General features: G+C 72.6%; 19 protein-coding genes, 2 pseudogenes and 1 riboswitch. Of the genes and pseudogenes, 10 read left to right on the forward strand and 11 right to left on the reverse strand.

The features are described 5' to 3' along the window. Window positions 1-55: 55 nt before the first annotated feature. A pseudogene (locus tag ABD437_RS30185) lies at window positions 56-667 on the forward strand (phosphatase PAP2 family protein); the annotation flags it as partial. Between the two features lie 46 nt (window positions 668-713). On the opposite strand, the gene ABD437_RS30190 reads toward ABD437_RS30185, so the two are convergent. The 6 genes from ABD437_RS30190 to ABD437_RS30215 form a co-directional block, all read right to left on the reverse strand. Then, window positions 714-1,670: an ion transporter gene (locus ABD437_RS30190; RefSeq protein ID WP_344652332.1), complete on the reverse strand. Its 957-nt coding sequence runs from the start codon at window positions 1,668-1,670 to the stop codon at window positions 714-716. A gap of 48 nt (window positions 1,671-1,718) precedes the next feature. Beyond that, window positions 1,719-3,209: a PepSY-associated TM helix domain-containing protein gene (locus tag ABD437_RS30195; protein ID WP_344652333.1), complete on the reverse strand. Its 1,491-nt coding sequence runs from the start codon at window positions 3,207-3,209 to the stop codon at window positions 1,719-1,721. A gap of 121 nt (window positions 3,210-3,330) precedes the next feature. Then, window positions 3,331-3,888 (reverse strand): hypothetical protein, encoded by a 558-nt coding sequence (locus tag ABD437_RS30200; protein ID WP_344652334.1) that lies wholly within the window; start codon window positions 3,886-3,888, stop codon window positions 3,331-3,333. 60 nt (window positions 3,889-3,948) lie between these two features. Further along, the gene (locus ABD437_RS30205) at window positions 3,949-4,716 is read right to left on the reverse strand and encodes an ABC transporter ATP-binding protein (RefSeq protein WP_344652335.1); all 768 of its coding nucleotides are present in this window, start codon (window positions 4,714-4,716) and stop codon (window positions 3,949-3,951) included. Continuing rightward, a complete protein-coding gene (locus tag ABD437_RS30210) occupies window positions 4,713-5,717 on the reverse strand; it encodes a FecCD family ABC transporter permease (RefSeq protein WP_344652336.1) in 1,005 nt (334 codons plus the stop codon). Before ABD437_RS30210 ends, ABD437_RS30205 begins: the two co-directional genes overlap by 4 nt. Beyond that, window positions 5,718-6,698, reverse strand: a complete 981-nt coding sequence (locus ABD437_RS30215; RefSeq protein WP_344652337.1) for an ABC transporter substrate-binding protein — start codon at window positions 6,696-6,698, stop codon at window positions 5,718-5,720. A 59-nt stretch (window positions 6,699-6,757) separates the two neighbouring features. Further along, window positions 6,758-6,937, reverse strand: a riboswitch (cobalamin riboswitch). Window positions 6,938-7,187: 250 nt separating this feature from the next. Here ABD437_RS30215 and ABD437_RS30220 point away from each other — a divergent pair. From ABD437_RS30220 to ABD437_RS30230, 3 genes are all read left to right on the forward strand, one after another. Next, complete coding sequence (locus ABD437_RS30220; protein ID WP_344652338.1) at window positions 7,188-9,440, forward strand: MMPL family transporter; 2,253 nt, start codon at window positions 7,188-7,190, stop codon at window positions 9,438-9,440. An 88-nt stretch (window positions 9,441-9,528) separates the two neighbouring features. Next, on the forward strand, window positions 9,529-10,011 hold the full coding sequence (locus tag ABD437_RS30225; RefSeq protein WP_344652339.1) for a TetR/AcrR family transcriptional regulator: 483 nt from the start codon (window positions 9,529-9,531) through the stop codon (window positions 10,009-10,011). Between the two features lie 22 nt (window positions 10,012-10,033). Further along, complete coding sequence (locus tag ABD437_RS30230; RefSeq protein ID WP_344652340.1) at window positions 10,034-11,194, forward strand: UDP-N-acetylglucosamine--N-acetylmuramyl-(pentapeptide) pyrophosphoryl-undecaprenol N-acetylglucosamine transferase; 1,161 nt, start codon at window positions 10,034-10,036, stop codon at window positions 11,192-11,194. Here ABD437_RS30230 and ABD437_RS30235 read toward each other — a convergent pair. From ABD437_RS30235 to ABD437_RS30245, 3 genes are read right to left on the reverse strand one after another with little or no spacing between them, the layout of a single operon-like run. Then, window positions 11,178-13,097 carry an acyltransferase family protein gene (locus ABD437_RS30235; RefSeq protein ID WP_344652341.1) on the reverse strand — a complete coding sequence of 640 codons (1,920 nt, stop codon included), beginning with the start codon at window positions 13,095-13,097 and terminating at the stop codon, window positions 11,178-11,180. The two genes, ABD437_RS30230 and ABD437_RS30235, sit on opposite strands and share 17 nt — an antisense overlap. Before the next feature lie 38 nt (window positions 13,098-13,135). Next, entirely contained in the window at window positions 13,136-14,053 is a 918-nt protein-coding gene (locus ABD437_RS30240) for a nitrilase-related carbon-nitrogen hydrolase (RefSeq protein ID WP_344652342.1), read from the reverse strand. Window positions 14,054-14,056: 3 nt separating this feature from the next. Further along, window positions 14,057-15,067 (reverse strand): agmatine deiminase family protein, encoded by a 1,011-nt coding sequence (locus ABD437_RS30245; RefSeq protein ID WP_344652343.1) that lies wholly within the window; start codon window positions 15,065-15,067, stop codon window positions 14,057-14,059. Between the two features lie 276 nt (window positions 15,068-15,343). Here ABD437_RS30245 and ABD437_RS30250 point away from each other — a divergent pair, with 276 nt between their 5' ends. The 6 genes from ABD437_RS30250 to ABD437_RS30275 are packed head-to-tail and all read left to right on the forward strand — an operon-like array spanning window position 15,344 to window position 21,076. After that, entirely contained in the window at window positions 15,344-16,363 is a 1,020-nt protein-coding gene (locus tag ABD437_RS30250; protein WP_344652344.1) for an AAA family ATPase, read from the forward strand. After that, window positions 16,360-17,352 (forward strand): DUF58 domain-containing protein, encoded by a 993-nt coding sequence (locus ABD437_RS30255; protein WP_344652345.1) that lies wholly within the window; start codon window positions 16,360-16,362, stop codon window positions 17,350-17,352. The genes ABD437_RS30250 and ABD437_RS30255 overlap by 4 nt, the downstream gene beginning before the upstream one ends. A 7-nt stretch (window positions 17,353-17,359) precedes the next feature. After that, complete coding sequence (locus ABD437_RS30260; protein ID WP_344652346.1) at window positions 17,360-18,313, forward strand: VWA domain-containing protein; 954 nt, start codon at window positions 17,360-17,362, stop codon at window positions 18,311-18,313. 12 nt (window positions 18,314-18,325) lie between these two features. After that, window positions 18,326-19,180, forward strand: a complete 855-nt coding sequence (locus ABD437_RS30265; RefSeq protein WP_344652347.1) for a S1C family serine protease — start codon at window positions 18,326-18,328, stop codon at window positions 19,178-19,180. Window positions 19,181-19,187: 7 nt separating this feature from the next. After that, window positions 19,188-19,862 (forward strand): response regulator transcription factor, encoded by a 675-nt coding sequence (locus tag ABD437_RS30270; protein WP_344652348.1) that lies wholly within the window; start codon window positions 19,188-19,190, stop codon window positions 19,860-19,862. Then, window positions 19,859-21,076 carry a sensor histidine kinase gene (locus tag ABD437_RS30275; protein WP_344652349.1) on the forward strand — a complete coding sequence of 406 codons (1,218 nt, stop codon included), beginning with the start codon at window positions 19,859-19,861 and terminating at the stop codon, window positions 21,074-21,076. Before ABD437_RS30270 ends, ABD437_RS30275 begins: the two co-directional genes overlap by 4 nt. A 326-nt stretch (window positions 21,077-21,402) precedes the next feature. Here the strand turns inward: ABD437_RS30275 and ABD437_RS30280 are convergent, their stop codons facing one another. Together ABD437_RS30280 and ABD437_RS43125 are read right to left on the reverse strand one after the other, a co-directional pair. Then, complete coding sequence (locus ABD437_RS30280; protein ID WP_344652350.1) at window positions 21,403-21,969, reverse strand: hypothetical protein; 567 nt, start codon at window positions 21,967-21,969, stop codon at window positions 21,403-21,405. Window positions 21,970-22,728: 759 nt separating this feature from the next. Next, window positions 22,729-23,064: pseudogene (locus ABD437_RS43125) on the reverse strand (RNase H family protein); the annotation flags it as partial. Window positions 23,065-23,220 lie beyond the last annotated feature (156 nt).

Here is a 23,220-nt window from a genome sequence, read left to right on the forward strand (position 1 = left end):
GGTGGTCAGCGTTGCGCTGGCGGTGGTGACGGTCGCGGTCGCGTTCGGGGTCGTGATGGCGAGCCGCCCGGCGACCCGACGGCTCGTCGGTGTGCTTCCCGTGCCCAGCCGCACGGCGCAGAGCGTGATCGTGCTGGTGGCCGGTGCGACCGTGGCCGTCGCGTTGATCAACGTCTTCCTGGCGATTCTCGACGGCGTCCGGGAGAACGACGACCTCACCCGGTTCGACCGGCCGATCGTCGAGTGGGTGGCCTCGCACCGCACCGGCTGGGCGAACTCGCTGGTCATCGCACTCACCGACATCGGCGGCAAGGCCGGGCTCACGCTGCTGCTGACGGCGGTGGCGATAGCGGTCGCGGTGCGGCTGCGCTCGTGGCGTCCGGTGCTGCTCGCCGTGGTCTCCGGCGGCGGCGGGGCGCTGCTCGTCACCGGCATCAAGGTCCTGGTCGCGCGGGACCGCCCGGACCCGTTGCTCCGTGCGGTCACCGAGGACGGGTTCTCGTTCCCCTCCGGCCACGCGGCCAGTTCGCTCGTCGTGCTCTGCACGGTCGCGTGGCTCGTCTCCAAGGTCGCCACCAGCAACACCGTCCGGGCGACGATCTGGGTCGCGGCCGTGCCGCTGGCCCTGGCGATCGGGCTGTCCCGGATCTATCTCGGCGTGCACTACCCCACCGACGTGCTCGCCGGCTGGGTGCTCGGCGCGACCTGGCTGATCACGGTAGCTCTCGCGGTGCGGCTTCCCGGCTCCCCGCTCGTTCCGCTGCTCCGCCGCCGCCGACGGGCACCGGAGTCGGCGTCGGCGCCGGTGTCGGAAGCGGACGAGCCGGCCCCGGAACCCCACGCGCCGGTGGAAGCTGACGCTCCAGCGCGTCGATGAGCGCGCGCATCTGGGCGAGCTGCTCGCGCACCGAATGCTCCGGTGAGCCCACGCCGAGCTTCAGCTTCGCGTCCCGCTCGTCATCGTGCGCCTCCTGCAGCGCGGTGAGCACCAGCCCCACCAGCAGGTTCGTCAGCAGGTAACACGCCGCGACCATGTACGAGACGTAGTACAGCACCGCCCACGACGTCACCTCGCGGCCGGCTTCGAGCGCGTCGGTGATGCCGTCCAGCGACAGCAGCAGGAACAGCGTCAGCATCGCCTGGCCGACCGTGCCGTAGCGCTCTGGGTACGCGTCGCCGAACATCATCCAGCCGAGCATCGCGTACCCGTAGAGCACCAGCACGGTGACGAGCAGGAAGCTGGCCAGGCCGGGCAGGCTGCGCCGGATCCCCACCAGGATGACGCGCAGGCTCGGGAACAGCCGGAACGTCCGCACGATCCGGGCCAGCCGGAGCAGGCGGAGCAGCGTCACGTTCTCACGTACGCCGGGGAGCAACGGCGCCACGACGATCGCCAGGTCGAACAGGTTCCAGCGGTCGCGGAAGAACCGGCCCGGTGACTCCAGGTGCGCCCCGAACCGGATCGACAGTTCGACCGCGAACCCGATCACGCACGCGTACTCCACCGCGTGCAGGACCGGGCCCGCGGCCGACACCACCGGGTCGTACGTCTCCAGCCCGAGCGCGACCGCGTTCACCAGGATCACGACGAACCCGGCCAGGTTGAACCAGGGCGCCGCGACGAACTCCCGGCACGACCCGGCGAGCCGGCGCAGCACTATCCGGATCATGCGGTCGCGGTCTCCTCCACCGACTGGGTGTCGAGATCGGACCCTATGTCAGCGCTCGGTGAGGTTCGGGGCGGGGGTGCGCAGGGCCCAGCGGAACGCGCCGACCAGGAGGTCGAACACCAGGAACGCACCGAGGGTGACGCCGAGCAGCGGCATCGCCCAGGCGACGAACAGCGTCACCGGTACGCCGACGACCAGGAACCACCGCGGGAGCGTCCGCCACCCACCGCGCGGCGGCGCGAACCCCAGCGGCGCTTTCCGGTCGGCACGCGTGGGACGACGCTGCCACCACATCCGGTAACCCCAGACGATCACGCACAGCAGCCCGAGCGCCAGCGCCGCGAGCAGCACCTGGTTGACCACCCCGAACAGCTCGCCCATGTGCGCGCGGATGCCGATCTTCGTCAGCTTGGCGAGGAACGGCCACTCCGCGTACGCGACCCGCTCGGTGACCTCGCCGGACACCGGGTCCACCGCGACCTGGTCGAAGCTCACCGGCCAGTCCGGCTTGTCCTGCGCGACGCTGTACGCGGTGCCGGCGTCGGCCGGGATCGTGATGTCGCGCCGGCCTTCCATCGGGCCGGCGGCCGCGAGCACCTCCTCGAGCGTCTTGCCCGCCGGGAGGTCGGTCGTGCGCTCGCCGGTCGGGGCACCGCCGCCGTGGTGACCGGCGGCCGGAGCGGCGTCGCTCACCCCGAGCGCGGTGTTCAGCGCGGGCGCGTGGCCCTGGACGGCGTCGAGGGCGGCACCGAACCGGGCGCCGGCGTACTGCGACCAGGTCAGCCCGGTCGCGGACAGGAACAGCAGCCCGACGGTGATCCAGACGCCGATCGACGCGTGCCAGCCGCGGGTGCGGCGCACACCCTTCGCGGAGAGGTCCGGCACCAGCGCCCGACGCCGGGCCGCCCGCTCACCCCGGTACGCGCGCTTGCGTCCGATCCAGAGCACGAGGCCGCCGAGCGAGATCACCCAGAGCCAGGAGGCGGCGAGCTCGGAGTACATCCGCCCGGTGTCACCCAGGTTGAGCGTGCGGTGGAAGCCGTCCAGCCAGGTCTGCAGCGGCGTCGCGTTGTACCAGGTGGTGAGCTGGCCCCGGACCTCGCCGGTGTACGGGTCGACGTAGACGGTGTGGACCTTCTCGTCCGCGGCGAGCTCCGGCACGGAGAAGGCGATCTGGGTCGTGGCCTCGGGGTCGTCGAGGACGGAGACCGTGCTCAGCGTGCCGTCGGGGTGGGCTTTGCGGGCGGCGGCGACCTGGTCGGCGAGCGGCACCGTCGTGTCGCCGACCCGGTCGACGGAGAGCTCGTGGCCGTAGACGACGTCGTTGAGCTGCGGGGCCAGCGTGTAGGCCAGGCCGGTGAGCGCGGCGACGAACAGGAACGGCGCGACGAAGACACCGGCGTAGAAGTGCAGCCGGCGCAGCAGGGCCCACCGGGCCGGCCGCTTCGGCGCTGGTGCCGGTGTCTCCACCGGGGGATCGGCGAGCGCGGTGGCGGTCGATGTCACGTCGTCGCGTGGGGGATCGGCGTTGATGGTCATCGGAACTCCAGGAGTCAGCGCGGTGGGACGCGGCACGGCGTCCACCGGAGAAGGCGAAGGAGCCGCTGACCTGGGGTCAGCGGGAAGTCGAGCGAGCGGCCCCGGAACGGGGCCGCGGCGTTCAGCGCGGCGCGGGCAGCAGCGCGGGCGGGCCGCGGCGGGTGGTGCTGCGCAGCCAGGTCGGCTCGGGCAACGGGGCCGCGAGCTCGGCCGTGCGCGGGCGGAACCGGCGCGGCGCGGGCGCGGGGATCCGCAGCGCCGCGAGCGCGAACACCACCCCGAGCGCGGGCAGCCGCTGGGCCAGCCGCCGGACCAGGCGCCAGACCGCCACCTCACCGGCGTGCAGCCAGAGCGCGGCCAGCCCGCCGGCGACGACGTGCCCGGCGATCATCGTGCCGGTGCCGTGGGCCGGGATCATGACGTGCTGGCTCGGCATCACCGAGAACACCAGGTGCAGCCCCAGCTGGGTGACCGCCAGCGCGCCGGTGATCATCGGGAGCCCACGCTGACGTCCGGTCAGCGGCAGCGCCACGGACAGCACGAGCCCACCGCCGGCCAGGACGGCGAGCAGCGGCGGGATCTCACCGTGCGCCCAGCTGTGCAACGCGACCGAGAGGCTCAGGCAGACGAGCACGAAGACCAGGGCGCGCGCTTCACGCAGCAGCCCCGGTCCGGTCATGCCCGCGATCATGTCACGATCCCGCCCACATCCCTCCGACGAGTCGCGCCGCTACCCGGTTCAACCCGGAGGACGGGTGAAGTGAACGGTGGGGCGGCCGTCGGGCCCGGTGGCCACGCGCGCCGACACCCCGTACACCTCCTGGATCGCCTCCCGGGTCAGCACCTGCGCCGGCGTGCCCGCGGCCACCGCGCGTCCCCGGTGCAGCAGCACCACCGAATCGCAGAACATCGCGGCGAGATTCAGGTCGTGCAGCGCCACCACCGACGTCACCGGCAACGCGCACACCAGCGCCAGCAGCTCGAGCTGGTGCCCGATGTCCAGGTGGTTCGTCGGTTCGTCGAGGAGCAGTTCACGTGGCTCCTGCGCCAGCGCGCGGGCGATCTGCGCCCGTTGCCGCTCGCCGCCGGAGAGCGTGCGCCAGTCCTGGTCGAGGTGCGGGGTCAGCCCGGTCCGCGCGGCCGCCGAGAGCACCGCCGCCGAGTCCGCGGCCGACGGGGCGGCGAGACCGCGCCGGTGCGGCACCCGCCCGAGCGCGATCACGTCGCGCACGGTCAGGCCGACGTCGGTCACCGCGTGCTGCTCCACCACGGCCAGCCGCCGCGCGAGGGCCCGGCGCCCCCGCGACGACAGCGGGGCGTCGTCGAGCGTCACGACGCCCGTGGTCGGCCGCCGGAGCCCGGCGAGGATCCGCAGCAGCGTCGACTTGCCGGAACCGTTGGGGCCGAGCAACCCCACCGTGCTCCCCGGCGGGGCCGCCAGGTCGACCGCGTCGACGATCAGCCGCCCGCCGGCCGCCCAGCTCACCCTCTCGGCGCGCAGGCTCACCGGACCCTCCGCCCCAGCACGACCGCGAACGCGGGCACCCCGACCAGCGCGGTCACCACGCCGACCGGGATCTCCTGCGGCTCCAGCAGCGTGCGCCCCAGCGTGTCGACCCAGACCAGGAAGATCGCGCCGACCAGCGCCGTGGCCGGCAGCAGCCGCCGGTGTTCCGGGCCGACCAGCGCCCTGGCGGCGTGCGGCAGCACCAGCCCGACGAACCCGATCGCACCGGCCGCGCTCACCAGCACTGCCGTCAGCAGCGCGGTGACGCCCAGCAGAACCGCTCTGACCACTCCGACGGGGACGCCGAGCGCGGCCGCGGCGTCGGCGCCGAAAGCGAACGCGTCGAGTGACAGGGCCAGGCTCGCGCAGACCACCAACCCCACCGCGAGCACGGCCGAACACAGCAGCACGTCACCCCAGCCGGCGCCGCTGAGCGAACCGAGCAGCCAGAACAGCACTCCGCGGGTCTGCCGTGCGTCGGCCGAGGAGATCACGACGAACGACGTGATCGCCGCGAACAGCTGGGTGCCGGCGACACCGGCGAGGATCAGCCGGTCGGTCGTCCCGCCGGCGACCCGGGCCAGCGCGAGCACCAGCGCGAACGCGACGAGCGCGCCGAGGAACGCCCCGAGCCCGAGCCCGACGCTCCCCGCCCCGACCCCGAGCACGAGGACGAGCACCGCGCCGGTCGACGCCCCGGACGAGATGCCGAGCACGTACGGGTCGGCGAGCGGGTTACGCAGCAGGGCCTGGAGCACGGCGCCGCAGAGCGCGAGCCCGGCGCCGCACACCGCGGCCAGCAGCGTCCGGGGCAGGCGCAGGTCCCAGACGATCGCGTCGCGGATCGTCGAGAGACCGGACGGCGGCCCGCCCAGGTGGTCGGTGACCACGGCGAACACGTCGGAAACCGAGAGGTGGGCCGGTCCGATCGTGATCGCCACCGCGACCGACACCACGAGGGCGCTCACCCCGATGAGCGCGCCGAGCCCGAGCCGCGCCATCTACTTCGCCCCGTACCCCAGTTTCGTCAGGCCGGCCGACAGCTTCTCCACGGCCGGCACGGTGCGCACCCCCGGGTCCATGTCGGAGCCGGACAGCACGACGTACCGCTTGTTCTTCACCGCGGTGAGCGTGCTCGCGACCGGGTCGGACTCCAGGAACGCGATCTTCGCCGCGGCGCTGTCACCGTCGTCGCCCCGGGTCAGGTCGGCCAGCACGAGTACGTCCGGATCGCGCGCGAGAATGCTCTCCCAGCCGGTCTCGGGCCAGAGCTGCCGGCTGTCGGCGAACGCGTTCGTCGCGCCGACGGCCGCGGTGATCAGGCCCGGGGTGCCGCAGCACCCGGCGATGTACGGCGCCTTCGTGCTGGAGTACCACCAGGCGAGGCTGACGTTCCGCGCGTCCACCGCGGTCGCCATGCGTTTCTTCAGCGACGCGACCAGCGCGGTGCCGCGCTCCGGCACGTCGAACAGCGTCGCCAGGTCGGTGATCTCCCGGTACAGGTCGTCGATCGTCAGCGCGCGGGTCTGGGTGGCGTCCTGGCCGGTGCACTCGCTCGACGACAGGTACGTCGGGATCTTCACCTGGTCGAACTTCGCCCGGTCGGCGACGCCCTCGGGCGTGTACGTGTAGGCGAACGTGGTGTAGACGAAGTCCGGTTCGTCGGCGAGCAACCGCTCGAACGACGGGAAGTCTTTCGAGATCCGCGGCACCTTCGCATTGGCCGGGGCCAGCGACGGCAGCACCGGATCGCTCCAAGAGGCGGTGCCGGCCATCCGGTCGCCCAGCCCGAGCGAGAGCAGCAGCTCACTGGCCGGCTGACTGATCGACACCGCCTTCTCGATGCGGGTGTCGACGCTCACCGTCCGGTCGCAGTTCGTCACGCTGATCGGATAACCGGAGTCCGCGGCGCCGGGTTCGGTGGCCGCGCCGCAGCCGGTGAGAAGGAGCAGGCTCGCGACGAGCCCAGGACGTAACCGCACGAGGTACCCCGAGAGGATCGCGGGCCCGATCGCGAGGCCCGTAGCCGATCCGCCGCCCAGGTGGACGCCGGTCGCCAGCAGGTCTTCGGACTCGGGTTCGTCCGGCCGCGGCGCCTTCCCAGGCAGCGAGCCCAGTGGCCTGTACCGCGGCCGTCCCCCTCACCGCTGCGCGTCAGTCCCGGGTTCGCACCGGGTTCCCTGACCCACCTCGTGGGTTGACTGGCGTCCCGACCGTAACACGCTCCCGTAGCGCCACTCGGCGACGCCGAACAGCGTGGCCAACCCGGTGATCAGCACGATCGCCCGCACCACGCGGCCGGGTTGTCCGGCCCGCCGGCCGGCGCGCGGCGCGCGTCCGGTGCGGTCTTCGACGCGGTGTCTGGATCGTGTGAGTCAAACCTCACACAACTAGCCGCTCGGCTAGCGAATGCCGTCGTCGGAGGGCACCATCGGAACTGGTGTCGTCTCCGTTCCGACCGAGGATCCACATTGGCAACCCTGCTGTACCGACTCGGCCGCGGTTCGTTCCGCCGCCGCAATCTGGTGGTCGCACTCTGGCTCGTGGTGCTCGTCGCACTGGGCGGTGCGGCGGTGGCGTTCAAGGGCGCGACCACGAACGACTTCGCGTTACCGGGCACCGAATCGCAGCGCGCGCTGGACGCGCTGGCCCGTGAGTTCCCGGCCGCGAGCGGTGCCACCGGAACGATCGTCGTGGCCGCCCCGGAAGGCAAGACGCTCACCGACCCGTCGTTCGCGGCCGCGGTCACCGGCCTGGTGAAGGAAGCCGCGTCGCTGCCCGGCGTCGTCGCCGCGGTCGACCCCTACAGCGCCAGGGCGCTGACGCCGGACGCCCGGTACGCGCTGATCCAGGTGCAGTTCGACAAGCGCGCCGACGAGATCACCGAGGACGAGCGCACCGCGTACGAGCGGTCGGGCCGGGCCGCGCTCGACTCCGGCCTGGAGGTCGAGCACGGCGGCGAGGTGATGAGCTCCCCGCCGGAGGTCGGCGGCACCGAGGCCATCGGCGTCGTCGTCGCGCTCGTCGTCCTGCTGGTGACGTTCGGCTCGCTGGTCGCCGCGGGCATGACGATGCTCAACGCGCTGATCGGTGTCGGCGCCGGTATGGCCGGTCTGTTCGCGCTGACCAGCGTGATCGAGCTGAACAGCACGGCGCCGATCCTCGCGCTGATGCTGGGCCTGGCCGTCGGCATCGACTACTCGCTGTTCATCACCTCGCGGCACCGCCAGCACCTGGCCGACGGGATGGACCCGGAGGAGGCGGCCGGCCGGTCCGTCGGCACGGCCGGGTCGGCGGTCGTGTTCGCCGGTATCACGGTGATCATCGCGCTGGCCGGCCTCTCGGTCGTCAACATCCCGTTCCTCACCGCGATGGGCCTGGCCGCCGCCGGCACGGTCGCGGTCGCGGTGCTGGTGGCGGTCACGCTGCTGCCCGCGCTGCTCGGTTTCGCCAAGCTCCGGGTGCTGCCCCGCAAGGCTCGCGCCGAGCTCACCGAGGCGCCCGGAGACGAGCCCAAACACGCGTCGGACGAGGTGGCCGAGACGGACAGTGCCGGCCCCGGCAAGCACGAGAAGAGCACGAAAGAGGCGTTCGGGTTCCGCTGGGCGCGGCTCGTCATCAAGCTGCGCATCCCGGTCATCATCGTCGGCATCCTCGGGCTCGGCCTGCTGGCCATCCCGGCGAAGGACATGCGTCTCGGCCTGCCCGATCCGAGCCAGGCCGCCGAGGGCACGCCGGCCCGCGCGGCCGCCGACCTGATCAGCGAGGGCTTCGGCCCCGGGTTCAACGGGCGGCTCGCGCTCGTCGTCGCGGCCGACACCCCGGCCGAGACCGGCGCCGCCGTGCAGAAGGTGAACCAGGCGCTGGCCGGTACGCCGAACCTGGTCGCGGTCGCCCCGCCGAACCTCAGCCCGGACAAGAGGACCGCGCTGCTCGGCATCATCCCGAAGGACGGGCCGACCGCGGCCTCCACCGAGACGCTCGTGCACGACGTCCGCGACCGCACGGCCGACATCGACGGCGCCGACGTCTCGCTCACCGGCCAGACCGCGATCGGCATCGACGTCTCCGAGAAGCTCTCCGACGCGCTGCCGATCTACCTCGCGCTCGTCGTCGGGCTCTCGGTGCTGCTGCTGATGCTGGTGTTCCGGTCGATCCTGGTGCCGCTCAAGGCCGCGGCGGGCTTCCTGCTCACGGTCGGCACCACGTTCGGCATCACGGTCTGGATCTTCCAGGAGGGCCACCTGGCCGACCTGGTCGGCGTCTCGACGCCGGGGCCGCTGGTGAGCTTCCTGCCGATCCTGCTGATCGGCATCCTGTTCGGCCTGGCCATGGACTACGAGGTGTTCCTCGTCTCGCGGATGCGTGAGGACTTCGTCCACGGCGACGGCGCGCAGGAGGCGGTGGTCAGCGGCATGGGCCACGGCGCGCGCGTGGTCACGGCCGCCGCGCTGATCATGACCAGCGTGTTCGCCGGGTTCGTGCTGATCGACGACCCGACGATCAAGTCGGTCGGGTTCGCGCTGGCGCTCGGCGTGGCGGTGGACGCGTTCATCGTCCGGATGACGATCGTGCCCGCGGTGATCTCGCTGTTCGGACGGGCGGCCTGGTGGCTCCCGCGCTGGCTCGACCGGGTGCTGCCGAACGTCGACATCGAGGGCGAGAAGCTCCGCGAGCACCTGGCCGAGACGCCGGAGCGGGAACTCGAATCCGTGTCCCGATGACAAGTCGGACGAGCGCGATGTTCGTGTTGCTTTAGAGAACGAATGAACTGATTGCCGGGGTAGCTACTGGTGAGTAAATTCACGCTTCGTGGCTGCCACGTTGCTACCCCGGCGATTGGACGCACGGCGTAACCGCGATCTGATCCTGCGGGTGGCCGCCGAGGCGGTCACCCGCGACGGCGAACTCGTCTCGCTCGACGACGTCGCGCGCCGCGCCGGCCTCGGTCGCGCGACCGTCTACCGCCACTTCCCGGACCGGTACGCGCTCGGGTTCGCGGTCGCGGCCGAGCGGCTGGCCGAGCTGGCGCGCCGGCTGGAGGCCGCGTCGTTCCGCGAGCTGCTCCACGCGGTGCTCGTCGAACAGCAGCTCTTCCGCGAGCTCCCGCGGCGCCGGTACACCGACGCGCTGCTCGCCGTGTTGCGTCCGGCGTTCCACCGCGCCCACGAGGAGGGCCGGCTGCGCAAGGACCTGGAGCTCGCCGACCTGCCGATCGTCTTCGAGATGGTGGACGGCGTCGCCGAGCGGCTCGTCCAGGCCCTTCTCGACGGACTCTTCGAGAGAGCCGCGTAGTCGGGGGCCTACTCTAGGGCGCGTGACTGCGAACCCGGTTTTCCGTCTGGTCGTGTCCGGTGGGGGCACCGGCGGGCACACGTACCCGGCGCTCACGGCCGTCCGTGCTCTCCAGTCCCGGCTCGGCGGCGCGCTCGAGGTGCTCTGGATCGGCTCGGCGAACAGCCTGGAGTCGCGGGTGGCCGAGGCCGAGGGCATCCCGTTCGCGCCGGTGGCCACCGGCAAGGTCCGGCGGGACCGCAACCCGCTGAAGATGCTGTCCGGCGCGAACCTGAAGGACATGGCGAAAGTGCCGGTCGGGGTGAACGAGGCCCGCTCGCTGGTGGCGAAGTTCCGGCCCGACGTGGTGCTCGCCACCGGCGGGTACGTGGCCGTGCCGGTGGGCCTGGCCGCGAAGGTGACCCGCCGCCCGCTGGTGGTGCACGAGCAGACCGTGCGGCTCGGGCTCGCCAACAAGGTCCTGGCCCGGTTCGCCGCCCGCGTCGCGCTCTCGTCGGAGTCGAGTGTGGAGCTGCTGCCGGAGAACGCGCGGTCGATCGCGGTCGTCACCGGCAACCCGGTGCGGCCCGCGGTGCTGAGCGGCGAGCCGCAGAAGGCGATCGAGGCCCTCGGCCTGCAGGGGTTCGACCCGGCGCTGCCGACGGTCTACATCACCGGCGGCGCCCAGGGCGCGCAGCAGATCAACCGGCTCGTGGCCGAGCTCCTGCCCTGGCTGCTCACCCAGGCCAACGTGCTGCACCAGTGCGGGCCGCGCAACGTGGACGAGCTGCGTGCGCTGGCCGCGGCGCTGCCGGTGGAGCTCGCCGCCCAGTACCACGTCACCGGCTACCTCGGCCCCGAGCTCCCCGACGTGCTCGCGCTCGCCGACGTCGTCGTGTCGCGCAGCGGGGCGGGCACGGTGGCCGAGCTGACCGCGCTGGGCAAGGCGTCGGTGCTGATTCCGTACGCGGCGGCGGCCGGCAACGAGCAGGCGCACAACGCGCAGCACCTCGCCGACCACGGCGCCGCGGTCGCGCTGATCGGCGACGTGACGCCGGAGCAGCTGCGTAACGCGGTGGCGCCGCTGCTCGCCGATCCGGCCCGCCGCCGTCAGGTCGCCGACAACGCCCGCGCCCAGGGCCGTCCGGACGCCGCCGACCGCCTGGTCGACGTCCTGCTCTCGGTCGCTACGGCAACTTCGTGACCGACGCCACCCGGCGGAGCAGTTCGGGCACGATCCACCCGGCCGACTCGACGGTGAAGTGCAGCCCGTCGGGGCGCGGGGTCTTCCCGTCGACGGTGTCGGGGCAGCGCTCGCCGTCGCAGAGCAGGTCGTTGAGCGAGAGCGCGGTGACCCGCCCGCCGAACTCCTCGGCCACGTTCTCGCGCAGCGCCGTGTAGGAGTCGACCACCGCGTCGGTCGCGGTGCGTGCGCAGGCCGAGTCGCTGTGGCCCAGCCGACGGCACAGCGACTCCGACATCGGCGTCGTGTCGATCCACACCACCCGGGCGCCGCCCGAGGTCAACCGCGTCATCGTGACGCGCAGCTGCTCGGCCACGAACGCCTTGTGGGCGTCGGTGTTCGCGTCCAGCGGGTCGCCGTCGGCGCCGCGCACCCGGTAGGTCTCCCAGCGCGAGTGCACCAGGATCACGTCGGGCCGGTGCTCGTCGAGCAGCCGTTGCTGCACGGTGGGCACCACCTCGGGGCAGATCGCCCCGGTGCTCCACGGCGACCCGTCGGCCTCCACCATCAGCAGGCCCTCGACCGAGCAGGAGCTGACGCTGGCGTCGGTGTACGACCAGTTCCGTTCCTTCGCGGCTTCGGCCAGCCCCGGGGCGAGGCTCCTGGTCACCGAGTCGCCGACCGTGGCCACCCGCAGCCGGGTCGTCGCGTCGGCCGCGACGTACGTGGTCGGCGTCGAGAGCGTCCGGACGTCGCTCGGCTCGATCGGCGCCGGTGCGGTGGCCGCCGCGGTGCCGGCGAGCGTGACCCCGACGACCGCGGCGATCGCGGTGGGGGCGGCGAACGCGATCCGCGGACCGGTGAGCCCCGTACCGCGCCGGATCGGTTGCTCCACCAGGTAGTACGACGCGGTGGCGAGCGCGAGGGTGCTGCCCAGTTTGACCCCGGCCTCGACGGCACCGGTGGTCGTCCCGGCGTCGTCGACCCAGCAGTAGACCGGCCAGTGCCAGAGGTAGATGCCGTACGAGAGCCGCCCGATCCAGACCACCGGTGCCCGGGTGAGCAACCCGGCCGGGTGGTCGGTCGTGCCCAGCACCAGCACGGCGGCGACCAGCGCGAACACGACCGCTCCGCCCCGGTAGAACCCCACCCACTCGTCGGGCATCAGCACGAACGCGCCGATCACCGCGAGCCCGGCGGCCGCGGTGACCCCGCGCCCGAACCGGACCGCGCGCAGCCGCAGGATGGCGGCGCCGGCGCCGATGAGGAGCTCGTGGACGCGGGTGTCGGTGCCGTAGTAGGCCCGCGACGGGTCGTCGGCGTGGTAGCGCACGGCCATGAGCACGGCCGACGTGGTCGCGAGCACGGCGATGACCAGGCCGAGCCCGCGGACGCCCAGCTTGCGCAGCACGAGCAGCGTCAGCAGCGGCCACACCAGGTAGAACTGCTCCTCGATCGCCAGCGACCAGGCGTGACGCAGCGGCGACGGCGCCGCGAACGCGTCGAAATAGGATTGTCCGGAGCCGATCAGGTGCCAGTTGGCGCCGTAGAAGATCGTCCACAGACCGTCCGCGCGCAGCGTGCCGAGCTGGGAGGGGTCCACGGTCCGCCAGCCGACCGCCATCACCGCGGTCACCACCAGCAGCGCGGCCGGCAGCAGGCGCCGCACCCGGCGGAGCCAGAACCGCCCGAGGTCCACCCGGCCCCGGGCACGCCACTCCTCGACCAGCAGCGTCGTGATCAGAAAGCCCGACAGCACGAAGAACAGGTCGACGCCGAGGAAACCGCCGGGCAGCCAGGGCGCCCCGAGGTGGTAGACGAGCACGGCACCGACGGCGATCGCACGCAGCCCGTCGAGAGCCGGTCGGTAGCCGAGCGTCCCGCTGGTAGGGACAGGGGCGACTACCGCGGCTGAAGAGGTCATCCTGGCCGACGGTAGCCAGCGGAACGAGGGACCAAACGTTACGTCAGAGCGGCATATGTCTCAGGTCGGCGGGTCGCGAAGAACGGGAACAGCGTGAGCCAGTCCCGCCGCTGGTCCAGGTCGAGCGTCGCGACCAGCGCCGCGTCGCCGGTGCGGCCGGCCTCCACCAGCACCCGTCCGTACGGGTCGGAGATGAACGACGACCCGTAGAACGTGACGTTCCCCTCGTCGCCCCAGCGGTTCGGCACAACCATGAACAGCCCGTTGGTGATGCCGTTGCCGACGATGACGTGACGCCAGAGCGGTGCGGTGTCGAAGTCGGGATGGTCCGGTTCGGTGCCGATCGCGGTGGGGTAGGCCAGCAGGTCCGCGCCGCCCAGCGCGTAGAGCCGCGCGACCTCCGGGAACCACTGGTCCCAACACGTCGGCAGGCCGATCCACGCGTTCCCGAACCCGACCGGGGCGTAGGCGTCCGGGTCGTTCGGACCCGGCCGGAAGTACCGGTCCTCGTAGTAGCCCGCGGTCCGCGGGATGTGTGTCTTGCGCCGCCGGCCGAGCAGGGTCCCGTCCGGAGCGATCAGGAACGCGGTGTTGTAGCCCAGCCCGTCGTCGCCTGGATGCTTCTCGAAGATCGAGGCGTGGACGGCCGCACCGGCCGCCTTGGCCGCGGCGGCGGCGAACCGGCGGGTCGGGCCGGTGTCCAGGTCCTCGGCCGCCGCCGTGGCGTCGCCGACCGGGATCGTGTCGGCCGGGTAGCGGCTGAGCGTGAGCTCGGGCAGGAACACCACCTGCGCGCCCGCCTCGACGGCGGTGAGCACGCCGTCGAGCAGCACGGCCCGGTGTTCGTCCTGGTCGGGATGCCAGCGGGTCTGCACCAGGCCGACCGTGAGCGGGGTGCGTTCCGGTGGCCGGGTGCGTGCGGGTGAGTCGGTGGACGGCGCGACCAGCAGGTCCATGGGCTAGGCCTTCGGCTGTTGTTGCGTGATGCAGTGGACGCCGCCGCCGAACCGGAAGATGTCGCGGGCGTCGACCAGGACGACGTCCCGGCCGGGATAGGCCCTGGCCAGGATCGCCGCGGCCTCCTCGTCGCGCGGATCGTCGAACGCGCAGCCGACCACGAACCCGTTGCCGAGGTAGTGGTTGACGTAGGAGTGGTCGACCGGGCGGCCCTCGAACTCCGCGACCGTCGGCGAGGGCAGCTCGACGACGTCCAGCGGCCGGCCCTGGGCGTCGGTCGACGTGCGCAGGATCTCGGCGACCTCCGCCATCGGTGCGTGGTCCGGGTGCCCCGGGTCGGGCTGGGTGTGCACGAGCACGCGGCCGGGCGCGGTGAACGTCGCCACGACGTCGACGTGGCCGCGGGTGCCGAACTCGTCGTAGTCGGCGGTGAGACCGCGGGGCAACCAGATCGCGGTGGTGGTGCCGAGCCGCTGGTGCAGCTCGTGCTCCACCTCGGCGCGGGTCCAGCCCGGGTTGCGGTCCGGGTCGAGCTGCACGGTCTCGGTGAGCAGCACGGTTCCCGCGCCGTCGACGTGCAGGCCGCCGCCCTCCTGGGTGAGCGGCGACCGGTCGACCTCCACCCCGGCGGCGCGGCCGACGAGCGTGCCCAGGTGCCGGTCGCGGCCCCAGGACGCCCAGGACTGGGCGCCCCAGCCGTTGAAGCGCCAGGCGGTGGCCCGTGTTCCGCCCTCGTGGTCGAGGACGAACGTGGGGCCCGAGTCGCGGAGCCAGGCGTCGTCGAGCGCGATCTCGACGAGGTGGACCCGCGGGTCGAGAAGGTCGCTCGCGGTGCCCCGGTCGGCCGGGTCGACCAGCATCTGGACCGGTTCGTAGCCGACGATGACGTTGGCGACGTCGGCCCAGGCTTTCCGGGCGGCGGCCAGTGACGGGCTGCCCTCTTCGTCGAACGTGGCGTTCGGCGTGGGGAAGGCCATCCAGGTGGCTTCGTGCGGTGCCCACTCGGGGGGCATCCGGACGGATCTGACGATGGAGTTCCGGCGTCGCGTGGGCCTGCGTCCACGTCCGGTCGTTCGTAGCGAGCCCGTGTTCAGCACAGGATCCAGCCACCCCCGCGGTAAAGAGCCGGTGAGCACCTCGGTGACGACCCACGCGCAGGTCGGGTGCGGCGCAACTGATGCTAGGGGCCGCTTGCGGCGTTCGCAGGCGGATCGTGATTTCAAAGTCACTCTCCGAAGTGGTCTTGCACCTTCGGCTGGTTTTCGGTGCCCGTTGGTCTCATCGATGTCATGACAGACGCAACTCCGGACGCCGACGCCCGGCTGCTCGAGGAGACCCTGTTCGAGGTCAAGAAAGTCATCGTCGGTCAGGACCGGCTGGTCGAGCGGCTGCTGACCGCACTGCTCGCCGGCGGGCACATCCTGCTCGAAGGCGTGCCCGGTGTCGCGAAGACCCTGGCCGCCGAGACGCTCGCCACCGCGGTGGGCGGTTCGTTCCGCCGAATCCAGTTCACGCCCGATCTGGTGCCCTCGGATCTGCTGGGCACCCGCATCTACCGGTCGAGCCGGGAGAGCTTCGACGTGGAGCTCGGGCCGGTGATGGCCAACCTCGTGCTCGCCGACGAGATCAACCGCGCACCGGCCAAGGTGCAGTCCGCGTTGCTCGAGGTGATGGCCGAGGGCCACGTCTCGATCGGCGGCCAGACGCACGCGACACCCCGCCCGTTCCTGGTGCTCGCCACCCAGAACCCGATCGAGAGCGAAGGGGTGTACCAGCTGCCGGAAGCGCAGCGTGACCGCTTCCTGATGCGTGTCGTGGTGGACTACCCCGACGATCGGGAGGAGCTGGCGATCCTCTACCGGATGGGCGGGGTGCGTCCGCAGGCGTCACCCGTGCTCGGGCCGTCGTCGCTGATCCGCTTGCAGGACCGGGCCCGGGACGTCTTCGTGCACCACGCGCTGGCCGAGTACGTCGTGCGCCTCGTCATGGCCACGCGCCGGCCGGACCGGTACGGCCTGACCGACGTGGCGGCGCAGCTCGCCTACGGCGCCTCACCGCGGGCGACGCTGGGCCTGGTCGCGGCCGGCCGTGCGCTGGCACTGCTGCGTGGACGCGGGTACGTGCTCCCCGGTGACATCGTGGACATCGCGTCCGACGTGTTGGCCCACCGGCTTGTCCTCTCGTTCGACGCGGTGGCCGACGGGGTCGCGGCGGAGACGATCGTCGCGCGGATCATGGACGCGGTGCCCCGGCCGTCGATCGCGCCGAGCCAGGACCAGGGCGGCCCCGGCCTCGGGGTGGCGGCGTGACCGTCGCGCTGGGGGAGCTGACGCCGGAGCGGCGCCTGCGACGCCTCGAGCTGGTGATCACCCGCCGGCTCGACGGGCTGCTGCAGGGCTCGCACCTCGGGTTGCTGCCCGGTGTCGGCAGCGAACCGGCCGGGAGCCGGGAGTACCACGCCGGCGAGGACGAGGTGCGCCGGATGGACTGGTCGGTCACCGCGCGGACCACCGTGCCGCACGTGCGTACCGTCGACGCCGACCGCGAGCTGGCGACGTGGGTGCTCGTCGACGGCAGCGCGAGCATGGACTTCGGCACGGCCGACGTGGAGAAACGGGAGCTCGCCGTCGCGGCCGTCGCCGCGGTGGGGTTCCTCACCGCGGGCGCGGGCAACCGGCTCGGCGCCCGCGTCGTCGGTGCCGACGGCGTCCGCCGCTTCCCGGCCCGTGGCGGCCGCACCCATCTGCTCGGCATCCTGCGTGCCCTGCTGGCCCGCCCGCGGGTCGAACAACCCGTCCCGGCCCGTCGCCGTCGCGGCCCGGCCGCGGAGGTGACCGGTCCGGGGCTGGGGGAGGCGATCACCGACCTGAGCCGGGGTGTGCACCGGCGCGGGCTGGTCGTGGTGGTCTCGGACTTCCTCGACGGGCTCGACGAGGACGGGCTCGGAGCCGCGCCGCCCACCTGGGAGCGGCCGCTGCGCCGCCTCGCCGCGCGGCACCAGGTGCTCGCCGTGCACGTCACCGACCCGCGTGAACACGAACTCCCGGACGTCGGCGTGCTCACGGTCGTCGACCCGGAGAGCGGACGGCGCCGCGAGACGCCGACCGCCGACCGTGGCCTGCGCGAACGCTACGCGGCCGCGGTCGGGACGCAGCAGGCGACGATCGCCGGCGCGATCAACCGCGCCGGCGCCGCCCAGCTGGCCCTGCGCACCGACCGCGACTGGGTCGCCGACATCGTCCGCCACGTCTACGCCCAACGCCGCCTGGGCCGGGCCGCCCGCCGAATACCGAGGTGACACCCACATGACCTGGCTTTCTCCGGAACGGTTGTGGCTGCTGGCCGGCGTCGCGGCGCTGGTGATCGGGTACCTGGTCGCCCAGCGCCGGAGCAGCCGGTACGCCGTCCGCTTCACGAACCTGAAACTGCTCGACCGCGTCGCCCCGCGGCGGCCGGCCTGGCGACGGCACGTACCGGCCGGCCTCTTCCTCGTGATGATCACGCTGCTCGTCGTCGGGTTCGCCCGGCCGCAGGCCGAGGTGCAGGTACCGCGTGAGCAGGCGACGGTCGTCGTGGCCGTCGACGTGTCCCGCTCGATGCTCGCCTCCGACGTGGAACCTGACCGGCTCAGCGCCGCCCGCGCCGCCGCGCACGAGTTCGTCGGGAACCTGCCCGAGCAGTTCCGCGTCGGCCTCGTCGCGTTCGCGGGCAGCGCCGCGGTGGTCGTGCCGCCCGACGCCGACCGCGCCGCCGTCGACGCCGGGATCGATCGCCTCCGGGAGGGCGTCGCCGGCCAGGGTGGCACCGCGATCGGCGACGCGATCTCCGCGTCCCTCGACCAGATCCGGTCCTCGCCCGGCGAGGAGCGGCCGCCCGCCCGCGTCGTCGTGCTCTCCGACGGGGCCAACACCGCCGGGCAGGACCCCGACCAGGCCGCTCGCGCCGCCGCGACCGCGGGCGTCCCGGTCGACACGATCTCCTTCGGCACCGCGAACGGCACGATCGAGGCGCTCAACGCCGCGGCGCAGCCGGTGCCGGTGGACGGCGAGACGCTGCGTGCCGTCGCGGACGCGGCCAGCGGCCGGTACTTCGAGGCCGCCGACGCGGAGGAACTGCGTGCCGCGTACGCCGACATCGGGAGCCTGGTGGGCTACGAGACCGAGGTGCAGGACATCTCGGCCCGGTTCATCGGGGTCGGTCTGGTGTTCGCGGTGCTGGCCGCGCTCACGTCCCTGTTCTGGTTCGCCCGCCTCCCCTAGGAGGGATGCACAATGTCCGGATTGGGATCACCTCGCGGGCCGGAGTTCTTCTCCCCGCGGTTACGCGGTACCCCGCCACTGGCCGGCCCGCCCCTGGCGTTTCCGGTGCCGGTGGAGAGTTTTCCGGTGGAGGCGAGGCGGCGGAGATGGCCGGGTGCGGTCGCGGCCGGCCTGCTCGTCGTCGCTCTCTCCGCCGGCGCCGGCGGCACCGCCGGTTACCTCGCCGGCTCCGACGAACCCCGCCGGCCGACCGTCACCGCCGGCACGGCCGAGCTGGTCACGGCGGCCGCGCGGGCACTGCCCGGCGTCGTCTCCGTCCAGGTGCGCGACGGCTCGCGCGGAGCGTCCGGATCGGGGTTCGTGTTCGACGAGCGCCGACACATCGTGACGAACAATCACGTTGTCGCCGGCGGTGGCTCCGTCAGCATCGTCGGCAACGACGGGCGCCGCTACGACGCCGAGATCGTCGGCACCGACGCGACGAGCGACATCGCGGTGCTGCGCATCACGTCGACCGCCGCGTACGAACCGCTGGACCTCGCGGACCTGAGCCGCACCCGGGTGGGCGAGCCGGTGCTCGCGCTGGGCTCACCGCTCGGGTTGTCCGGCACCGTCACCGCGGGCATCGTCAGCGCGCTCGACCGCGAGGTGCGTCTCGGCGGCTCCAGCCGGCAGACCGCCGTCCAGACCGACGCCTCGATCAACCCCGGCAACTCGGGCGGACCGCTGGTCAACTCCCGGGGTGAGGTCGTCGGCGTCAACACTGCGATCGCCACGCTCGAGGGCAGCGGATCGATCGGAATCGGGTTCGCGATCCCGATCGACCGCGCCCGACAGGTGGCCACCACGTTGATCAGCCGTGGATAGTCGAAAGATGCGGTTGTTGGTGGTGGAAGACGAGGAAGACCTGGCCGAGGGATTGCGGGTGGGGCTGTCGCGGACCGGCTACGCGGTCGACGTCGCGGTGGACGCCACCGAGGCGTACGACCGGCTCACGGTGAACGAGTACGACCTGATGCTGCTGGACGTCAACCTGCCCGACGGCGACGGCTTCGAGCTGTGCCGGTCGGTCCGCGCCGGTGAGGCGGGCAACGGAGATCTCCGCGTCCTGATGCTCACCGCGCGCGGCGGCCTCGACGACCGCGTCCGCGGCCTGGACGAGGGCGCCGACGACTACCTCGTGAAGCCGTTCCACCTGGCCGAGCTGCAGGCGCGGATCAGGGCGCTGCTGCGGCGCGACACCAACGGCACGACGGCCCGCCTCACCGTGGGTGAGCTCGTGCTGGACACCGCCAAGCACACCGTCGCGCTGCGCGGGGAGTCGCTGAACCTGACCAACAAGGAGTTCGGCGTCCTGGAGTACCTGATGACCCGGCCCGGGCACGTCGTCTCCAGCGAGGAACTGCTGGAACACGTCTGGGACGCCAACGCGGACCCGTTCACGCAGACCGTCCGGGTCACGGTGGGCACGCTGCGCCGCAAGCTCGGCGAAGGCTCGATCGAAACCGTCGTGGGCCGCGGCTACCGTCTCCGGGAGGAAGGGTGGTGAAAAGACCGGAATTCACCCGTTCGATCCGGTTCCGGCTCACGGTGATCTACTCGACGCTGCTCTTCGCGCTGGCCGGTGGGGCGCTCGTCGTCACGTACGTCGCCGTCTCGCAGACCACGTCGCCGCGGCCCATCTCGCAGCAGACCGCGAAGGTCTACAACGAAAACTGGAAGTTCGTCGGGACGACGACGGTCGCCGAGGTCAGCGAGATCGAGGCGGCGGTCAACTACAACACGTTGCAGCACCTGCGTAACTACTCGCTGATCGCGCTCGGCGGGCTGTTCGTCGCCAGCCTCGGCATCGGCTGGGTGCTGTCCGGGAGGGTGCTGCGCCCGGTCGGCGCGATCGCCCGCACCGCGCGCGACATCCAGGCCACCGACCTGTCGCGCCGCATCCACCTGCGCGGTCCCCACGACGAACTGCGCGAGCTGGCCGACACGATCGACTCCATGCTCGACCGGCTCGACGACGCGTTCTCCGCCCAGCGTCAGCTGATCGACGACGCGTCACACGAGCTACGCAGCCCGCTCGCGATCATCCGCACCCATCTCGACGCGTCGCTGAACACCGAGGACGCGTCGCCGGAGGAGCGCCGCCGGTCGGTGGCCGTCGTCGACCGGGCCACCACCCGGATGTCGCGCCTGGTGGAGGACCTGCTCGCGACCGCCCGCCGGGACGCGAGCGCGATGACCGACACCGACGTCGACCTGTCCACCGTGGCCAGGGAGGCCGGCGAGGAGTCGTTCCTGCCCGAGCGTCCCCTCGGCCTGCGGTACGTGACCGTCCCCGGCCTGCACTGCATCGGTGACGCCGACGCCCTGCGCCGCGCCGCGGGCAACCTGCTCTCCAACGCGGTGCGGCTGGCCCCGGAGGGGTCGACGGTCACGATCGCGACCGGCCGGGTGCGGGGCTGGCTCTGGCTGGCCGTGGCCGACGAGGGGCCGGGAATCGCGGCCGACGATCTCCCGAAGGTGTTCGACCGTTTCTGGCGGGGGGCCAACGGCAAGGCGTCGGGCCGGGAGCGTCGCACGGGTCTGGGGTTGGCGATCGTGCGTCAGATCGTGGAGTCGCACGGTGGCCAGGTCACCGCGTACTCGACGCTCGGAGTGGGCAGCACGTTCGTGTACTGGCTCCCCGCCGCCGACCGCTCCGACGAGGAGCCGCCACCGGCGCACAACCCGTTGAGCGACGCGGTGGCGCGGCCGGCCCGGTAGCGCCGGCGTGAGAGCCGTGCAATTTGCGGAAAGCGGCTTGCGCGGTCAGCTACCGTGGGAGGTGGGTCGAGGCAAGCGCTACAGGGGTCGGTGAGCGCGATGACAGTCCGTGAACGATGCCGCACGAAGTCTTTTCGCCTACGTCTGCACAACGCGGCCTGCGTAGCGGGCCGCGACGCCTGCGCCAAGGACGAGACCGCCCGCCGGGTGTTGAACGCGGCCTACCGAGCCGCGTACCGAAGCCACGTGGCGTCCCTGCTGCTGGAGCCAACCAAGAAGTAGCCGTCCGCCGCCGAGGCGGACGCTTCTGCTGGGTAGGGCGAGCCCTAGTCGTTGGGGCGTAGGTGCCAGGTATCACCGGTGCGCGCGGCGGTGAGCCGAAGACGCCACCCCAGTTCGACCTGGTCGGCCAGGCCTTCCGGCAGGGGGATGGGGCCAAGCGTGCGGCCGTCCGGAGCTTCGAAGGCAATCGAGTCCGCATTGATGACCGCGATGCGCAACGGCTTGGCGCGAATCCACTCGTCGACCGGTTCGCTCGGGGCGGGTTCGTCCTCGAGCCAGAGCTGAAGCTCCTCGAGGAACTCGTCGACCCCGTCGTCGGCTTCGTCCGCCAGATCTTCATCGGCCGCGGAGCCGGTGGCCTCGGGGTCGATCGTGGCGGTTCCGGCCGCGGCTGGGGCCGGGTGCTCGGCGGACGTGGAGTCGGCGGCCGGTTCGCGGGTGGGAACGGGATCACCGGCCCGGAAGGGGAGCCCGGTACGTTCCCCACTGGGTCGCCCGAGCGCACTGGCCGGTCGCATGGCCGCGATCACCTCAGCCGGCAGCCCTCGCCGCACCGGCACTTCCTGATCGCCGCCTCGCGCCTCGCCCGACGCCTCACGCTCGACCGCCACGGGCGCAGCTCCACTCCCGCCGCCCCGTGACGCCGCCTCACCTCGTGACGCCGCCTCACCTCGTGACGCCGCCTCACCTCGTGACGCCGAGCCATCGCGCGCCAGACCTTCGCCCCGCGGCGCCGAGTGATCGCGCGCCGCACCTTCGCCCCGCGGCGCAGCGTCACCGCGCGCCGCATCTTCGCTTCGAGTGGCGTCTTCACCTCGGGGTGTGGATTCGCGGCGTGGCGCCATCTCATCCTCCGGGGCGGTTCGACCCCACGGCGCGTCTTCGGTGCGCGGCGCGGGTTCGCGACGAGTCGCGGCCGTGGCCGGGCGGCGCCCTGCGGCGGCTTCCGCGGGTTCGCGGTGGGGCGCTGTCGGCGTTGGCTGACGGTCCACCTCGGCCGCAGCCGGCTCGCGGCGAGAAGGCGCTCCGGGGACCTCACGGCGGGTAGGTGCGTCGGCAGCGTGGCGGCGAGCGCCCGCCCCGGGGCGGGCGGATGCGTCGGAGCCCTCACGGCGGGAAGGCGCAGTAGGAGCAGGCGCGCCCGGAGCCTCGCGGCGCTGGGCCGAGTTGGGCGGGTCGGGGCGGAACGAGGGCGTCGGAACCTGCCCTCGAGACGCGGCGCCCACCTCGCGGCGAACGCCAGCGCTCGCCTCGCGCCCCTGAGCGGGGTTCGCCGGGCGACCGGGAGCGGTGTTCGGGTCGCGGCCAGGAGTGGACGACGGTCCGGAAGCCAACGCGGCCGCCCGGCTGGCCAGGGCCGCGTCGACGACCACCCACTGCACGCGGTGCTGTTTCACCGCAGTGCCCAGCCGCACCCACAAATCGTTGTTCCGCGAATCGGCCACCGCGCCCTGGGTCCGCGCGGCAACGCCTCCTCGCACGTACTCGCTATCGGTGAGCACCAGCACGGACGTCGGTCGCGTCAGACACTCCACCGCGCTGACCACCGCAAGCAGGCTCATCCGCTCACGCGTGGCACCGGACTCCGCGCCGGAGAGCTCCCGCCGCGACGGACCATGCGTCAGCAGCACCCCCCACCCACCGCCCGCGCCGGACGCGTAGACGACGACCCGCTTGTCGTCGGCGGCAGGACCCTGCTCGACCACGCTGTGCCTCCCGAAGCTCCGTGTCCCTCGCCATCTTGCCGGGTGACCCGGCCCATCGCCCGTCCCACCTCATCCAGAACACCCGCTCCGGGCCGCTTCCGCTCCGAGCCGGGCCGCATCGCCCCGTTCCGTTCAGCGCTGATCGGGCGTTGCGCG

This window comes from Cryptosporangium japonicum, from assembly GCF_039524755.1.
GTDB lineage: Bacteria > Actinomycetota > Actinomycetes > Mycobacteriales > Cryptosporangiaceae > Cryptosporangium > Cryptosporangium japonicum.

Coding starts and splice junctions, on each gene's coding strand:
- ABD437_RS30240 (WP_344652342.1), bottom strand. CDS start 14,053: ATGGACCTGCTGGTCGCGCCGTCCACCGACTCACCCGCACGCACCCGG.
- ABD437_RS30190 (WP_344652332.1), bottom strand. CDS start 1,670: ATGATCCGGATAGTGCTGCGCCGGCTCGCCGGGTCGTGCCGGGAGTTC.
- ABD437_RS30245 (WP_344652343.1), bottom strand. CDS start 15,067: ATGCCCCCCGAGTGGGCACCGCACGAAGCCACCTGGATGGCCTTCCCC.
- ABD437_RS30270 (WP_344652348.1), top strand. CDS start 19,188: ATGCGGTTGTTGGTGGTGGAAGACGAGGAAGACCTGGCCGAGGGATTG.
- ABD437_RS30195 (WP_344652333.1), bottom strand. CDS start 3,209: ATGACCATCAACGCCGATCCCCCACGCGACGACGTGACATCGACCGCC.
- ABD437_RS30200 (WP_344652334.1), bottom strand. CDS start 3,888: ATGACCGGACCGGGGCTGCTGCGTGAAGCGCGCGCCCTGGTCTTCGTG.
- ABD437_RS30265 (WP_344652347.1), top strand. CDS start 18,326: ATGTCCGGATTGGGATCACCTCGCGGGCCGGAGTTCTTCTCCCCGCGG.
- ABD437_RS30260 (WP_344652346.1), top strand. CDS start 17,360: ATGACCTGGCTTTCTCCGGAACGGTTGTGGCTGCTGGCCGGCGTCGCG.
- ABD437_RS30210 (WP_344652336.1), bottom strand. CDS start 5,717: ATGGCGCGGCTCGGGCTCGGCGCGCTCATCGGGGTGAGCGCCCTCGTG.
- ABD437_RS30235 (WP_344652341.1), bottom strand. CDS start 13,097: ATGACCTCTTCAGCCGCGGTAGTCGCCCCTGTCCCTACCAGCGGGACG.
- ABD437_RS30250 (WP_344652344.1), top strand. CDS start 15,344: ATGACAGACGCAACTCCGGACGCCGACGCCCGGCTGCTCGAGGAGACC.